Source organism: Microbacterium sp. W4I20 (genome assembly GCF_030816505.1).
GTDB lineage: Bacteria > Actinomycetota > Actinomycetes > Actinomycetales > Microbacteriaceae > Microbacterium.
In genome coordinates this window covers 93553-109052 of sequence record NZ_JAUSYB010000002.1, presented here as the reverse complement: position 1 = coordinate 109052, position 15500 = coordinate 93553, and the positions used below count along the sequence as shown (strand labels likewise).

13 protein-coding genes are annotated in these 15500 nt (G+C 63.1%); 8 read left to right on the top strand and 5 right to left on the bottom strand.

Annotated features, from left to right (window positions below; genetic code table 11):
- Positions 1–43: 43 nt before the first annotated feature.
- Positions 44–1243: a hypothetical protein gene (locus QFZ21_RS20920; RefSeq protein WP_307381638.1), complete on the bottom strand. Its 1200-nt coding sequence runs from the start codon at positions 1241–1243 to the stop codon at positions 44–46.
- A 172-nt stretch (positions 1244–1415) separates the two neighbouring features.
- Entirely contained in the window at positions 1416–2159 is a 744-nt protein-coding gene (locus QFZ21_RS20915) for a recombinase family protein (RefSeq protein WP_307381636.1), read from the bottom strand.
- A 10-nt stretch (positions 2160–2169) separates the two neighbouring features.
- Between QFZ21_RS20915 and QFZ21_RS20910 the strand changes: the two genes are divergently transcribed.
- Positions 2170–2634, top strand: coding sequence for a GNAT family N-acetyltransferase (locus QFZ21_RS20910; protein WP_307381635.1), 465 nt, complete (start codon positions 2170–2172; stop codon positions 2632–2634).
- Between the two features lie 229 nt (positions 2635–2863).
- Here QFZ21_RS20910 and QFZ21_RS20905 read toward each other — a convergent pair whose 3' ends face one another.
- Positions 2864–3223 carry a MerR family transcriptional regulator gene (locus QFZ21_RS20905; RefSeq protein ID WP_307381634.1) on the bottom strand — a complete coding sequence of 120 codons (360 nt, stop codon included), beginning with the start codon at positions 3221–3223 and terminating at the stop codon, positions 2864–2866.
- A gap of 76 nt (positions 3224–3299) precedes the next feature.
- Here QFZ21_RS20905 and QFZ21_RS20900 point away from each other — a divergent pair, with 76 nt between their 5' ends.
- From QFZ21_RS20900 to QFZ21_RS20875, 6 genes are all read left to right on the top strand, one after another.
- Positions 3300–4502: an MFS transporter gene (locus QFZ21_RS20900; RefSeq protein WP_307381630.1), complete on the top strand. Its 1203-nt coding sequence runs from the start codon at positions 3300–3302 to the stop codon at positions 4500–4502.
- 161 nt (positions 4503–4663) lie between these two features.
- Positions 4664–5203, top strand: a complete 540-nt coding sequence (locus tag QFZ21_RS20895) for a pyridoxamine 5'-phosphate oxidase family protein (RefSeq protein ID WP_307381627.1) — start codon at positions 4664–4666, stop codon at positions 5201–5203.
- Positions 5204–5971: 768 nt separating this feature from the next.
- Positions 5972–7261, top strand: coding sequence for a hypothetical protein (locus QFZ21_RS20890; protein ID WP_307381626.1), 1290 nt, complete (start codon positions 5972–5974; stop codon positions 7259–7261).
- A 139-nt stretch (positions 7262–7400) separates the two neighbouring features.
- Positions 7401–7736 (top strand): DUF3846 domain-containing protein, encoded by a 336-nt coding sequence (locus tag QFZ21_RS20885; RefSeq protein WP_307381624.1) that lies wholly within the window; start codon positions 7401–7403, stop codon positions 7734–7736.
- 700 nt (positions 7737–8436) lie between these two features.
- Positions 8437–9906: a polysaccharide biosynthesis tyrosine autokinase gene (locus tag QFZ21_RS20880; protein WP_307381622.1), complete on the top strand. Its 1470-nt coding sequence runs from the start codon at positions 8437–8439 to the stop codon at positions 9904–9906.
- Positions 9907–10595: 689 nt separating this feature from the next.
- Positions 10596–11027 carry a hypothetical protein gene (locus tag QFZ21_RS20875; RefSeq protein WP_307381621.1) on the top strand — a complete coding sequence of 144 codons (432 nt, stop codon included), beginning with the start codon at positions 10596–10598 and terminating at the stop codon, positions 11025–11027.
- 936 nt (positions 11028–11963) lie between these two features.
- On the opposite strand, the gene QFZ21_RS20870 is transcribed toward QFZ21_RS20875, so the two are convergent.
- Positions 11964–12716, bottom strand: coding sequence for a helix-turn-helix domain-containing protein (locus QFZ21_RS20870; protein ID WP_307381619.1), 753 nt, complete (start codon positions 12714–12716; stop codon positions 11964–11966).
- A gap of 221 nt (positions 12717–12937) precedes the next feature.
- Complete coding sequence (locus tag QFZ21_RS20865; protein WP_307381616.1) at positions 12938–13816, bottom strand: AraC family transcriptional regulator; 879 nt, start codon at positions 13814–13816, stop codon at positions 12938–12940.
- Positions 13817–14258: 442 nt separating this feature from the next.
- On the opposite strand from QFZ21_RS20865, the gene QFZ21_RS20860 reads away from it, so the two are divergent.
- Positions 14259–15233 carry a MauE/DoxX family redox-associated membrane protein gene (locus QFZ21_RS20860; protein ID WP_307381614.1) on the top strand — a complete coding sequence of 325 codons (975 nt, stop codon included), beginning with the start codon at positions 14259–14261 and terminating at the stop codon, positions 15231–15233.
- The last annotated feature ends 267 nt before the right edge of the window (positions 15234–15500 follow it).

Here is a 15500-nt window from a genome sequence, read left to right as displayed (position 1 = left end):
GAAGCTCATCCTGCCAGTCGGCTTGCCAATCGACGGGATGCCTCTATTTCGTCGTTGCGTCTCCCGTGATCTTTAGTGCTTCTGCAGCTTCCTTGACCAGCCCAGGGAGCTCTGCAGGCTTGACCTCTGCGCCATGTTTGGACGCGTCCCGATGGGAGAACCTAGACAGCACGTTCTTGACCAGCACGGCGTCTCCTAGCTCGACTCGCGCTGCCAGACGGATGCCATCGGCGGAGTTAGCGTAGAACGGAGCCAAAGCCTTGAGTGACAGAGCCACATCTTCGGCCGTATCGGCCTCCCGAAAATGTCTGCCCGCCTCGCGCAGAAGTAGCGCGCCAAACGCGCCGATGACGACGGCAATGGAAGCGCGCAGGATTCCTCCGCCAATGGAGATGTCGAAGTTCTTGATGATCGCTTCGTTAACGATGTAGAAGCCGACGGCGCCTGCGAACACGAACGCGATCCAGGCTCCGACCCGGATCCACTGAGCGGCGGTGCGCTCTCGCTTAGCGCGCCCGTACCAATCGGTGGCGCTTAGATCGCCAGCAGCATGCTCGGCTAGAGCTTCGCCAGCACTGGTGGTTGCGGCGAGTGTGGCGATGCTCTCGAGCGCTTGAGCCTCGTGCTCGTTGTCTTTCGCTTTGCGTTCCTGCTGCCACTCTTCGAGCGCTGCCTGCCATGCAAGGCGCATGTCCGATTCGGCCGACTGGCTGACTGAGGCAATCTCCTCCCGCTGGCTCTGGAGATCGGCCTGCAACGCCTCCGCAGCAACGCTGACGCCCTCCAACTCCTTCATGCGATCTTGAAGTGCTGTCTCAGTCTCCGCAATGCGTCGTTCTAACTCGGTCAAACGAGCAGTGCGCGCCTCGACCTCACGGTCCAGCAGCTCAACATACGATGCTTTGAGATCTTTAGGTGGAGGCAGAGGCAACCCTTGAAGTGCCTGCTCAAGCAGCTGAAAGGGGTACCCGTTATGAGCCCGATACGCCACGAACTGATTGAAGGACGCTGTGTCAACGGGGAGCTGATTCAGGGCTGCGCTTAGCTGATCCAGCGCTCCCAGATACAGAGATGGCTGGCGAGCGGCTCGTGTCTTCAGCGCCTCGTCGAGCCATTCGATAATGTCTTCGCGCGCTTGTTCAGACGCCTCATTGTCAAACCGCGCTGCGTTGAGAGATTCTCGCTTGAGTCGAAGAGTTTCCCAGACCTCATGTCCGCTGTAGCGCTCAAACCCCGTCGTCATCGGCCTGCCTTTCCTTTGACTGTTTTTGTGCGCTTGCTGCTCGCACGTCTCGTGAGGCGAGCCGGAACAGATCTACGCCCCTCGACTGAGCATCGGCTCAGAGGCAGTCCTCGTGCGATCAGTCTAGGGATGGTGTTCGCGTCAGGATCAGCAGCGCGCGCTCGGGACCTACTTACGCCTGGTTTCGTTGGTTGAGCGCACGGCGCACGCTCGACGACCCCACTCCGAGCACACGCCCGATGCTGTCCCAGCTCTGGTGCTCAGCGCGCATCCGCTCCGCGGTCGCGATTCGCTCGGAGGTCATCACGCTCGGTCGCCCACCGACGCGACCCTGGCTGCGTGCGTAGTCGAGGCCGCGCTGCGTGTTGTCTCGGATGGTGTCGACGCGGAGCTGCGCGAACACGGCGACGATGCCGTAGAGCGCTCGGCCCATCGGAGTTGTTGTGTCGATCAACGGTTCGGTGAGGCTGACGATGTTCACCCGGCGGGCGTCGAGGTCCTGCAGCGTTTCGATCAGGATGCGTTCACTGCCGGCGAGTCGGTCGAGGCGGCGAACTTTGAGGGTGTCCCCCGGTCGGAGGTAGTCGAGGCATGCGAGCCATTGCGGGCGGTCGGTTACGCGGCTGGACTCACCGTGGTCGACGTACACCCGTTCGCAGCCGGCGGCGCGCAGCTCGGCCTCTTGCGCCCCGGGGTTCTGGTCTCGCTTCGAGACGCGGGCGTATCCGACTTCATGTGGCATGCCGAAAACGGTACTGCAGGAGATTCGGCGCGTTTCGGTTTCGGCAGGGGGTTTCGGCGGATCGTTCGGCGGCGTGTCGCGCACCTGATCGTGGCCGTCGACGAGCCCGCCGTAAACGATCGTTTGCGGCACGTCATCCCCAGCGGGCAGCGTCTTGGGCGCCGGGGCGTGCATAGTGAGACTCATGAGTGATTTGCAGGTACGGGAGGCGCGACCCGAGGAGCACGAAGAGATCTCCGCGTTGGCTCTGCGCTCAAAGGGTCACTGGGGGTATTCGGCCGAGTTTCTCGAAGCGTGCCGAGCTGAGCTGACTTTCGATGCGACGGTCTGTGGGTCAGGACTGATGTGGGTCGTGGAGCACGACGCCACGGTTCTTGGCTTCAGCCTCCTAAAAGGTGGGTCGAACGACGGCGAGCTATCGGCGTTGTTCGTTGATCCGTCCGCGATCGGCACCGGCTGCGGCCGAATGCTGCTTGAGCACACGCTGCGCGCCGCGAGGGCCGCAGGTTTCTCGCGTCTGGAACTCGACGCGGATCCAGGTGCGGAGTCGTTCTATCTGCGTTTTGGCGCTCGACGGATTGGTACCTCGCCTAGTGGTTCGATTCCTGGCCGCGAGCTTCCCCGACTAGTGATCGACCTCACTGAATAGCTGGGACAGACGATCGGACCCAGGCACGTGGGGATCTACGACCAAGCGCTGATCCACTGAGGCCGCGCTCTTTGCTCTCTCCCCTCCGGGACGGAGTAGCGGGCGAACGTCCCTCAGTGGCCCAATAACGATCGTTTTTGGACGACCTGGACAGGGCGCTGCAAGAAGAACGACCGCGGCGATATAGCCGCTCACGTATCTGCCGTACCCGCCCGGCATCGTGCCGGTGTTAGGTGCTCGCGTGGGTTTCGCGGAGGAACTGGGTCAGCGCTGCGCGGCTGGTGGTGAGGCAGTCGATCTTGGTGTCGAGGTCGTCGATCTGTTCGGTCACCATGCGGGCGAGGATGTCGTCACAGGTGCTCGACCACCCAGATTGGCCGCTCTGGCGATCGAGGACAATCTTGATGAATCGTGTCGGGACACCGGAGCGGGAAAGATCGCGGATAGTGACGACCTGGTTCAGGTCGGATTCGGTGTAGTCGCGATATCCGTTGGGGTGTCGTCCTGGTTGGAGGAGTCCCTGGGCTTCGTAGTACCGCAGCATGCGGGACGCGACTGCACTGCGCTGGGAGATCTCACCGATGCGCATCCGTTCACTCCTCGTACTCGGGTCTTGTGGTTCCGGACTTGACCTTGACAGTGATGTCAATCTTTAGCGTAGTCGTATGAGCACACGATCGACGCCGTCACCCCTGCCCGGCACCGCCCGTCCGCACCGTGCCTGGCCGATTCTGGCGGTGCTGACCGCGGCGACGCTGCTGACGGTAACGGTCGAGATGTTGCCCTCCGGGCTCTTGCCGGTGATGAGTGCTGATCTGGGCGTATCCGAATCAGCGATCGGGCTGATGGTGAGCGCCTGGGCGCTCACTATCGCGATCGTGGGGATTCCGCTCGTGCGACTCACGATCCGGGTGCCCCGCACGCCACTGCTGGCGGCATGTCTGATTGTGCTCGCGGCAGCAAACCTGCTCACCGCGACTGCTCCAGGCCTCACGCTCGCACTTACCGGTCGGATCGTCGCCGCGACGGCGCACGGACTGTTCTGGGCGCTCGTCGTTTCCTATGTTGCGTCCGTCATCAGTGCCGAGCGGCTCGGACGGGCACTGGCGATCGTCCTGGCTGGGCCCACGCTCGCTGGCCTTGCCGGACTACCGGTGGCGGCGGCTCTGGCCGATGTGGTGGGGTGGCGTGCAATCTTCATCGGCCTATCTGTGGTTCTTGTCCTGACCGCCGGGGTGCTCTGGCTCATCCTGCCGCAGGTACCTTCAGCGTTGCCTGCCCGTGGCGGCGTCTGGGATCGCAGCACCTTCCGAGTGATTGCGGTAGCAATCGCGGGCGGGCTGGTGTTGGTCGGGCACTTTGCTGTCTTCACCTACCTCACGGCACTAGTCACCCAGTTGGGCGGGCTGCCCGGCGCCGCGATCCCCTTGGTGCTGTTGGTGTTCGGTGTGAGCGGGGCGGTAGGTATCGTCGGGTCCGGTTTTGCATCTGATCGTTACCCGCGCGGTGCGATCGTCGCCGCGGCAACTCTGGTGACAGTTGGTCTCGCCGTGCTCGCTCTGAGCGCAGGGCAACCGGTCGTGTTCATCACCGGAATTGCGATCTGGGGACTCGCGGTCGGCGCGTTTCCCCCGATCCTACAAACCCGGGTGATGCGCGTATCCACGAGCTCTTTCCGGCCTCTCGCCGGAAGCATCGTCGTCACCGTCCTCAACCTCGGCGTCGCAGCCGGAGCCACCCTCGGCGGCCGTCTCCTCGACCACGGTCCCACCGCCGTCACTCTCATCGCAGTCACCGCCGCGGCCGTGGGAACCCTCGCGCTAGTGCTGATGCGCCCCCTAAACACCCCGCATGAAGGTGCCCGCTAGCTTGCCGATTCCTCCCGGAGACGGAGCCGCACCACCCTCGGTACACCCGCTCGAGAAGTGGGGTGCGTTGTCGCCTGCGGCAGCGACTGGGAGACTTGTCGGAGTTCGGCATCGAGGGGAATGCTCACCGCAACCCACCTCACGAAAGAAGCGTGCATGATATGGGCAAACTCTTCGATGAAATCGACGCCAAGCTGGCCTCTTGGATCGAGGCTCAACCACTATGGTTCGTCGCCACCGCGCCGCTTGCGGCGGGCGGGCATGTCAACGTCTCCCCGCGCGGCCATGACACGCTGTCCGTTCTCGGGCCCCACCGCGTTGCCTGGGTCGACTACACCGGCAGCGGCGTCGAGACGATCGCGCACCTTCGCGAGAACGGACGCATCTGTCTGATGTTTACTTCGTTCGACGGCCGCCCGCGTATCGTCCGTCTCCACGGGAAAGGTTCTGTCGTTCTCCCCGGCGATGCTGGTTTCGATGAGGTTGTCAGCCTGCATCCGAACAACCCGAGCACGCGCGCCGTTATCGCAGTGGACGTTACAAGGATCAGCGACTCATGCGGGTGGGGAGTGCCAACAATGGACGTGCGCGAGGAACGCGACCTCATCCGACTTCATGCCGAGAAGAAGGGGCCGGCGGGGATGGACGAATACCGCCGCCAGAAAAACTCACTCAGCATCGACGGCCTACCTGGCCTATAGCACGCCGGGGCCGCTTCCTCGCCCCGGAACTGTGGACCGAAACCGTCTGCCGAAACCAGGTTCTGGCACACCTATACGGCGACCTCTAGAGCAACGAATCCGTCAAACCGTCACAAACGATCGTTTACGGAAGCTCGCAGACGCCGGGCGGTTTGCATGCCTCGCCGTCGAGTATCGAGCGGTCCACGGGGCGGGCGAGGCGGGCGGCGCGTCGGTTACCCGAATCAAAACCCGTCGGAGTCCCCCACCACGCCAGCAGCGTCGAATCCGAGTAGCCCTCGCCGGAGTGCTCCCAGTCAAGCCCCAACCTGGCGACAGTAACCCGGTCGTCCCCTTGGTTGGGAACGCTACCCGGCTATCCATTTCTGCCCGGACCGATCGCGCTCCCCGCGACGGCTACTCGCTTCCTCGATCGCGTCAGTCGTGGCGGCGCCTGACCGAACAGGCTGAGCGCCGCAGTCGGCGGTCCCCATCAGGGCTGGAAGGAGTCTCCCCGGAACACCGTGGAAGGTACACCAGGCAGGGTAAGCGTCGGACCGGGCTAGCTTTGCGGGGCTGCGGAGCAGGACTGGGTCCCGCCGGGGGGAGGTGCGGTTTGTCTCACCAACGATGCGAGTTATCTCATGTTTGAGTCGAGATCTCGCAGGTGAGGAGTGCAGCAAGCGACGCTGTGTCACTCTCAAAAGCGCCTGTAGAAACATCGGCGTCGAGGTGGGACAAGGAGCTGCTGGCTTCGCCACCACCCTTGTACCTAACGAAAGAGCCATCATGCCTGATCTCGATCCTCAATCCGAATCCAAGCCGACCGGAGTAACCCGTCGGACGGTCGTCCAGGGAGCCGCCTGGTCGATCCCTGTGATTGCCGCCGCTGTCGCAACGCCGCTGGCAGCAGCGTCTGTTGCCGACATCACTCTCGAGTTCGTCAATGGTCCATACAGCGTTCTCTCCTGTGGCACCCTCGGCAACGTGGTCATCGAGGCCACGACCTCGACAGGTGCGCCCGCTCCCGTGGGGACCACGGTAACCGTCGTCCTGCCGACGGGCATGACTTGGAGCGACGGCAGCACCGGTGCACGTCCCGTCGTCGTTGGAGCCAACGGCCAAGCCACCCTGACCGGTCTCATCTCCACCGGCGGTGTGGGTGTTTCCAACATCATCGCTTCGGTAGGCACATCTACCGCAAGCGCACCCGTCACGGTCGCTCCAAACGGCAACGTCTTCTTCAGCAACGGCGGCGGTGCCCCCACGCAGGTTCCCAATGTGCCGGCTGGCTCCCAGACTGTGGGTCAGAACACCTACCTGGCTCCGAACGGAGACCTCTACTACTTCGGCAACGTGATTGCCACCGGAGTGACCTCAGCACATGCGGAAAACATCGGAGCGGGCTCAGACTGGGTCTCCTATGTTTCCAACGGCACCGCGTACTCCGGCCCGCCCTCCTCCCCCACCCCCCGGTCGAATATCCCTGCCGACGCCGTGGCAGTCGGACAGCAGACATTCCTGACTCCCGGTGGAGATCTCTATTACAACAACACGCTCGTCGCCACGGGAGTGAGCTCAGCACACAGTGAGAACACTGGCCCAGGTGCAGACTGGATCACGTATGTCGCCAACGGTACGGCGCACTACATCTCGTCGTCGGCCGGCGTTCCTGGCGCACCGGGTAACCCTCCCGGCGTACCCACGAACAGCACGGCTGTCGGCCAGAACGCATACTTGGCCCCGAACGGTGATCTGGTCTACTCCTACAGCTCTCCGACTGTCGTCGCCAGCAACGTGACCTCCGCATATGTACAGAACATTGGAGCGGGTTCCGACTGGGCGACGTATGTCTCCAACGGTGTTTCGTACTATGTGCCCCTGCCCGGCGGGGCCCCTACCGCTGTTGCGGGTGTTCCTGCCAACAGCGTCACAGTTGGGCAGAACACATACCTCGCGCCGAACGGAAACCTGTACTACTTCGGCAACGTCGTCGCCACCAACGTCGGCACCGCCTGGGCGCAAAACCTCGCCGGTGGTTCGGATTGGATCTCGTTCACAACGAACGCCGCCTGCTAACCACGTGAGTTCAGAGAAGGCCGCCCACGTTCCACCGTGGGCGGCCTTCTCTGTTCCTAAGGACCCTTTACTCGCCCGTCGCGAACCTGAGGACGTCAATCCAAAGGTGGCCGCAGCAGGCCAGCCCGGAAGGCTAGCAATGACTAGGGCACTCAAGATCACCGCTGTCGGGAGAACCCGTCAGGTCGAGGTCCACTCGCTCAATGACTACCAAGGTGGAGTCGGCGGCTTCATCTCGGCGGTCCCCCTTGGCGATGACTACATGCTGATCCTCGATGATGAGAGATCGAGCAACGGCCACCCGAACGAACTTGCCATGGCCACGGTTGCGCACCTCGGCGGCAGCTTGAAACAGGGCGACGTGGTTCGAGGGACTGTGTTCATAGTGCGCCTCGACGCCTCAGGACGATGGTCCGACGTCGATGACAGCATCGAGCGCGAGATTTGCGGACTAGCTGCTCTGCTGCGGTACTAGCCACCTTGATCCAAGATGCACCAGTGGTTCGCAAGGACTCGATCTCCCGAAGAGGGATCAACCCGGAGCGGTAGACCCCGCATGCCCGCTTGTCTCCCAATCGTAAACTGCAGAAACGGGGGGCAACCGCCGACTCGGCGACGAACGCGTCCCGACGTCGCGACTCAGAGCTGACCCGCGACATGGCGACTCTCGCTTTCAGATCCTTGTCCTAGTAGCTCCAGGCGACCTGGAGCGGTACGGTCGCGAAGTTCGCCTGCGGCCAAAGCTGGAACTCCGCGACGTGTGCTCTTCCTGGCCTTCGCCGTCTTGTGCTCTGAACGTCAGATCGACGGTCAGCCCCCGAGCGACGCGGACCGTCGTGAGCTCGCCATAGAGCTACGTCGGGCTCACTGACGTGCTCGCTGGGCGAGCCGAGCTCCAAGACGTCGCACACCGGCCTTCAGGGGGCGTCCCGCTCGCGGTGGTAGGAGCCGGGCGGATACCTCACAACCCGAGCTAGTTGCTCGTTTCGCAACGGATGCGCGACTTCCTCGCCAACCAGCAGTGCGCGCTACCGAAGAATGAGATTTCTCGGTTGGGTCGAGGTGATGTTTGTGGCCGGTTGCGGTTTTAGAGACCCATTGAGCAATCAGCCTTCTATGCTCTCCCTGGTACTTCCCGTGCATGGGTCCTCGGGGAATCAAAGGAGGATTCGCGGATGGAACTAAGCGACTACTTACGCGTGCTGCGCGCGCGATGGGGCATCCTCCTCGCCGTGACGATTATTGGCGGCGGGGCGGCGTTCGGGTGGAGCACCCTGCAGCCGCGGGTGTACTCCGCCGACACCACGGGGATCGTTACTGCCAAGGGTGGCGACGGTAGTACCGGGAGTGAACTTGTCGGCAATCAGCTTGCACAGAGCCGTGTCAAGTCCTATCTCAACCTTGGCTCTTGGCGCGCTGTCGCGGAGCATGCGATCGCCGATCTCGAGCTGGACGAGTCGCCGGAACAACTCGTCGGTCGGGTCCTGGTGACCAACCCAGTCGACACGACGGCGCTGAAGGTGACCGCGAATGGACCCTCACCGGAGTCGGCGCAGGAGCTAGCCGAAGCCTGGATGCGAGGTATGGCGGTTGAAGTCAAGACAGTAGAGGGCGGCAACTCAGCTGCTGTGGAGCTGATCGTCGGCGACTCGGCACGGCTGCCCACCACGCCATCATCCCCGAACACGCGGCTCAACATCATCATCGGCGCACTCGCAGGACTCGCACTGGGCCTGGTGTACGCGTTCATCCGGCACACGTTCGACCGTCGCGTCCGCCACCCGCGTGACATCGAACGTGAGACCGGCGTCTCGGTGATCGGCACGCTGCCGCTCGAGAAGTCGATGGCCGACGAGCGCCAGGTGATCGACTTCTCGCTGGAATCGCAGCACGGCGTCTCCCATCACACCCTCGAGTCGATGCGCGAGCTGCGCACGAACCTGCAGTTCATCGACGTGGACAACCCGCCGCGTGTCATCGTGGTGACGAGCTCGGTGCCCGGCGACGGCAAGTCGACCGTGTCGGTCAACCTCGCGTCGAGCCTTGCGGCGGCGGGCCAGTGGGCGATCCTTATCGACTGCGACCTGCGGCGTCCGGTCATCGCCGACATCTTCGGCATGTCCCACGATGTCGGGCTCACCGATGTGCTGGCAGGACGCGCCGACCTGCAGGACGTGGCTCACCGCCCCTCGCGCGACATCCCCCTCGCGGTCGTCGGCGCCGGGCGTATCCCGCCGAACCCAAGTGAGCTGCTCGGCTCTCAGCGCATGCGCGACTTCCTCGCCGAGATCAGCAAGTCCGCCATTGTGATCCTCGACTCCCCGCCGGTGCTGCCGGTGACAGATGCCTCCGTCCTCGCCGCCGGCGCCGACGGCGTGCTCATCGTCGTGTCGTCCGGGAAGACGACCTTCGACATGCTGCAGCGCGCCATCGACAACATCACGCGCACGACCGGCCGCGTGCTCGGCGTCGTTCTGAACCGCGTGCCCCGCAAGGGCGCCGAATCCGCGTACTACGGCAGGGAATATTACGGCGCATATAGCGGGTACGCGCGCGACGCAGAGCCGGATGGCGAGAAGCAGATTCCTACGGAGCCAGGCCCGCGCCGTCGTGGTGCTGGGGCTCGAGTGAGCGGGATGAAGTAGAAACGCGCGTCTCGCATGCTGAGATACGCAGGCCGTAGCGATCCGATTCAGCTTTCTCCTGTGGCGGGAAGCGCCCTAACACCACAGTCTTCCGCTCGAACCTCGCGAGTTTCGAGCGGTATGTCTCCGATCAGTTCGCTCGCGGTGCCCGCGGATAACGAAACCCGGTAGGCAGGAGTGGACGTATCCACCGAGGTCTTTCTAGGAAGCTGACGTATGTTCGCGGAAGAACGCACCAGGGGCATCCCTCATCCTCGAGTTAGCCACTCCATGGCGGGCGGCAGAGCGGGTAGAGGATGCAGCCGTGTTTGGGGTTAGTCGAGGTGTTGGTCTCGTTCTCACGGGATCCGCACCGGAGTCCCTCGCCGTCGACTTTGTAGAATCCATGGTGGCGATGACGTGCATGCTTCTGGTGTGCTCACTCCTCGTCGCAGGAGCCGTCAGCCTGATTGCAGCTACAGAGCGAGGACCGGCTGCAGCGAACTCTCGGAGATGGTCTACAGCTGTCTGGGCGATCTGTGTGGCTGCCGTGGCTCTTCCTTCGGCCCCAGTCTCATTGTGGTGGGCGCCGCTCACTGTGCTTGTCGCATTCCCGATCTTCTACCTCATCGCCCGACCAATAGGTTCCCTCATCGATCGCGCCGCAGGAATCGCCTCGGACGCTACGGCCGGTCGAGAGCTCACGAACCATGCATGAAGGTGACACACAGGAACGACCAACATTCACGCTGCCGAGCATCAACTGGGAGACCGAGGCAACGCCACCGCACCAGTTCACTTTGGGTGAGAAGAACATGGCCCTCTGGCTGAATCTTCTTGACGCCTTCGCGTTCCTCGGCATGGCGGGTACAGTGCTTGCGGTCGGAGCTGCCCTCACCGCGGCGATCGCCTTCACCTTCCTCGGCTCCCCCGCGGGCGGGGGAATGGCGACCGCTGGTTGGTTGATCTGTCTCGCCTTGAGTGTGTTCAGCGGCCTCGTCATTGGGAACTGGGTCATGCCCGCCGATGCCGTAGGAGCGCTTCCATTGTCTCTGCTCTTGGGGCGAGCGCTCGGGTTAGTAGGCCTGCTGCGCCCTGCTCTGCGCACCGGTCAGCCCGAGGGAGCGAGCGGCCGGGCTTAGAACTCGTCAAGTGTCATGAGAAAGGCGCGATAGCCGTGGTTCTTGTGTTGACTGTCGCCTCGATCATCGCCGCGTCGATATCGCTTGCTTTCCCCCGAGCGGCCACGGAGAGAGACTCGGTGACCAGGCGTACTGCGCGAGAGAACGGCTGGCACATCGTGCTGATGCTCGATGCGGCTCTGCTTTTACTCACTGCCTTGGCACTGGTCATTCTCGTCTGAGCCCGCTCCCCGCGTACCGAACTACACACCCGCTGCCGGTTGGTGGAGTGGCGTTGCATTCACAGGGTGCCCGGCACAGCCCGAGTCAGCACGAAGCGCGAGCGACGAACTATCAGAGCGCGGTTGTCTTGCGTTGAGCGGCAGCTTCAGGGGTTGCCGCTCCGAGGCCTGTTAGTGAGCCACCCGTACTGTAGGTCGGGGCAACCCAGCACGAAGCAGTCCGACGAGGCCCGCCAGGGTCAACGAAGCAGGGAACGCCGCGGCCGCGATCCCGGGAAGGAGCCAATCGCCGGCTAGGGCGGCGCACAGACTGAGAACAAGACATCCCAGCCACCAGACCGTAGCTACACCGCCACCAGACGGAGCTCCGACGATGGCGAACGCTATGCCCGCTGTTACGGCACTTGCGACGGCAAGCACTGTTCCGGCCAGGCCGAGAACGTTGAAGAGGTCAGTAAGATCAAGCCACGAAGCCACGGTGTCTTCTTCCGAAAAATCATCGACCCAGCTCGGAGACGCCTGGCGAGAGAGGGCTTCTCCCGCCAGGCGTGGCGGGCCTGGGCGACCGCCAAGGAGGTGAAGGCCTCCACCTATCGAGACGAAGTCGAAGCCCGTTCCTTACGCGGGAGCCCGCCAATTCTCTGGCCTCGGCCGAAAGAGGAGATCATACGATTGCCGTCAGGTGACATTCATGTCTCCCGACGATAGGAGGCCCTCAAGCTTCCGGGTGACGTTTCCGAAGGGCCCTCGGAGTCGCGCCATACGCTGTCGCGAGGGCGCGACGGAGGCTCATCGGTGATGAAAAGCCAGAACTCCGCGCAATCTGTTCGATGCTGACCGCGTCGTAGCGAAAATCGATGAGGCGCGAGCGCGCCAGGTGGGCGCGCTCGCGTCGGATCGCTCCGGCCACTCCGTTTCCCGCTTCCGAGAACACCTCCTGCAGCAGCCTGAGCGATGAGTTGACTTCACGTGCGACCCGCGCCGGCGATAGTTCAGGGTCAGAGCAATGCTCGGCGATGAAAGTCATAGCGCGACCGCGTAGACGATCCCGCCGTGAGTCCTCGCCGGCGGGCGCGCTACGGTCCCGGAGTACCGCCCCGCACAATTCTGAGATCACCCGCTCGAGGGCAATCTCCTCGCCGCGCGACACCTCAGACGAGTCCTGTAGCAACATCTCGAGGAACTGCTGCAGGGTGCGATCGAGCAGTCGCCGATCCGTAAACGTGCGAGCACTCTCCGGCAACCTCGGAGCCAGTGCTGTGAGAGGAGAACGCGGCACGAGCGCGACGATCAGCTGCCAGCGGCCGGCGAAGCGCAACGTCGAGTTAGCTCCCAAAGGGGCAATCATGAGGTTGCTCTTCATCACGACGGTGCGCGAGGACTGCCCTCCGGTTCTTCGCTGCAGGCCTTTAGCGAGCACGAAGACGAACGCTGCGTGGTGAGGGTGGGCAACCGGCGTGCTGAGCACGACTTCTACGGACCCAGCGGCCTCGAGGGAGAGAAGAACGCTTTGCCCAATGTTCTGTTTACTGGCCCACACAGCATCGTCGTCGAGGCAACGGACCCCATGAGTCCTCAGGTCCGTGGCACGCACGTGAAGAGCGTTCAACGAGTTCGTAGACGCATGCGGTTGCGCAACAGAGCGCGGGGGTGCGTCACCGGGGTCTCGGATGGTACCGGGTTTGACCCTCATGCCCGCCGGAGTGCCCGGCGCAAAGCAGAGGCCGTCTTGAATCCGGACCGTTGGGCGACCTCGAGCAAGTTTGATTCCTGCTGGCCGTTGTCCTCCGCGAGATGTAGCTGTGCCAACTCGACCCGTGCGGCACGAATCTCCGCGAGTGGTGTGGAGTTATCCGCGGAGAAGAGGCGGTGCAGGTGCGCCCGAGAAACCCGCACCAGTTCAGCGAGCCGCGCAACGGTCAGATCCGACGAGTGCGCCTCGTCCTGGATGATCGCTCGTGCCCGACGCAGGAGATGGTTCTCCTCTGCAAGCCTCTTTCGCGCCGACATCGCCGTCGATTCCTTCAGCGAGGCGAGCAGGAGGTTGTCGACGGCAGTTCGGACGCTGCTAATACCGAAGTCTTCTGCTGTTACGGACGACGCCAACACCTGATTGATGAGACCTGCTAGTGCCGGCCAATAGTTGGGTGACGTTGCGTGAGGGCCTGAGGTGGGCGGAAGGTCATACCTCCCCAAACCCATCCGGTCGTAGTCCGTGACGATCTCATAGATCGCCACCGGCGCGGTGGTGGACAGCACGACCGGCGACGCTCCGCCGACGAGAGCCATGTCGCCGACCCCAAAGTCCGACATTTGATGGTCAAGACCGAGTTCGGCGCTGCCTTCCACGAGTAGCAACGCCCTGACGCGAGAAGATTCCTCTGTGCCGATGCGTTCATACTGGCCGGCTGCGAGCCACGTACGTGAATACCCGAAACGAGGCGCATCGAACACATCAGCGAAGACATGAAGATTCTGAGCCGTCGCATCCCAACCCCGGGTGTGCAGCCATTCCTTCGCCTGCGATCCGCTGAGAGCGACCCCCCGCTCGATCAGACTCTTCTTCATATCGCTGACCGCCCTGTTGACGCTCGCCTGAACAGCAATGACATCTCTGGGCGTCGCGCCGGAGCGCCGAGCGCATCAAATGACCACCACATCGCATCCCTCCCCCGAGGCAATACAGGTGAAGCAGATCTCTCCCCGAAGAGGGTGAGGAACCCCGAACACCAGCACTTGATCCCTCGTGGGGGTCAGGTGCGGCCCGCTGTCCACTGAGCAGATTAGTCACACGATCGGGCGAAAAAGTGTCATCGGCGCTGATTCACCTGGGTGAATCGAGGGTGAAGATGATTCATCCATGTGCATGCTTATCGTTGATTGCGAGATGGAAGAGCGCTATCCGTGGAGGCTGTGAGAGAGTCGGACTGTGCCGTTCCCGAAGCTGTTGCCCTCCCGGAGACCCAGACCCGGCGTGGCTACGAACCGGTGGGACAGCTGAGGATCTTGCATGTGGCCTTACGCAGTTTTTCCCGCTGTCCTCGCGGCCGTGTTTCTCATTGCCGGGCTCTCGAAGTTACGTCGACCACAACTCGTCCTTGACGCGCTCCAAAACTTCGGCGTCCCCCGCGTCTTCCACCGCCGGCCCGTCTCGCTGGCGCTGCCGCTTGCGGAGATTCTGCTGGGTATCTCGCTGCTCGTCACATCGGGGTGGGTATACACCGCCACCGCCGTCGCCACGACCGCTGCGACCATCGTGTTCGTCTTCCTTACGGCACGAGCGCTCGCCCGCGGAGATCGCTTCGACTGTGGATGCTTCGGTGCCGTTCACTCCCCCATCAGTCGCGCTATTGTCCTGCGCAACGTACTTCTGGCGGCAGCAGCACTCGGAGCGACAGTCCTCGGTTTGAGTGGCTTCGACGGCTTGATTCCTGCCGTCGCCATGGTCCAAGGGGGAGACGCTGCCTGGATCATCGTGGCGACATTCCTCGTCGCGCTCGCAACGACCCTCGTGCACTCAACGCGCGCGGCTCCCGACACGCCCGCTCCACCAGTGCCTGGAAATCAACTGACCGGCACCGCGCTACCCGATCTGTACCTCACGACGAGCAATCAGGAACCCGTGCGGCTTCTCGACATGCTCGAGGAGCATCCACACATGATCGTCACTGTGCGGCCCGGTTGCCTGGCGTGCACGGCCTTGCTCAACGACGCCGACTCCCTCCGCGCCCGTCTGCCTGGCGACGCCGGGCTGCTCCTTGTTGTAGCGGGCGACGAAGCCAGGTTCAGGAGTGAACACCCTGACCTCGCGGCAGTCAGCCTCTTCAATGCGTGGGCACTTGCTGAATCCTTGCGGCTTTCTGCATATCCGGGAGCCGCTCTCGTCAGCCGAGGGGGGACCATCCTCTCTGAGCCCGTCGCAGGCTCCCCGGCCATCCTCTCTCTCGCTTCACGAGCCTCGTCACTCCTCACGACCCGCTCCTAGTCATCCGACCGCTCTCGGCGCGCGAGCCGCACGGTTTTGTCTCTCACCTGACGCATAAAGTCGCGGATGAGCCGACATCCGAGATGCGCTGGGCGAACGCATGCCAGCATGCCGCCTGGAGGTCCACTACTGCCAGGTCTCTTCCCGCGACATACGAGGATGCCATGACGAAGACTCGACGTTCGCTTCGCGAACCAGCCCTCGGCGCGGTGCCATCAACTGACCCCGTCGTCTCATCACCATCAGAGAGGCTCCGTCAGGGTTTCC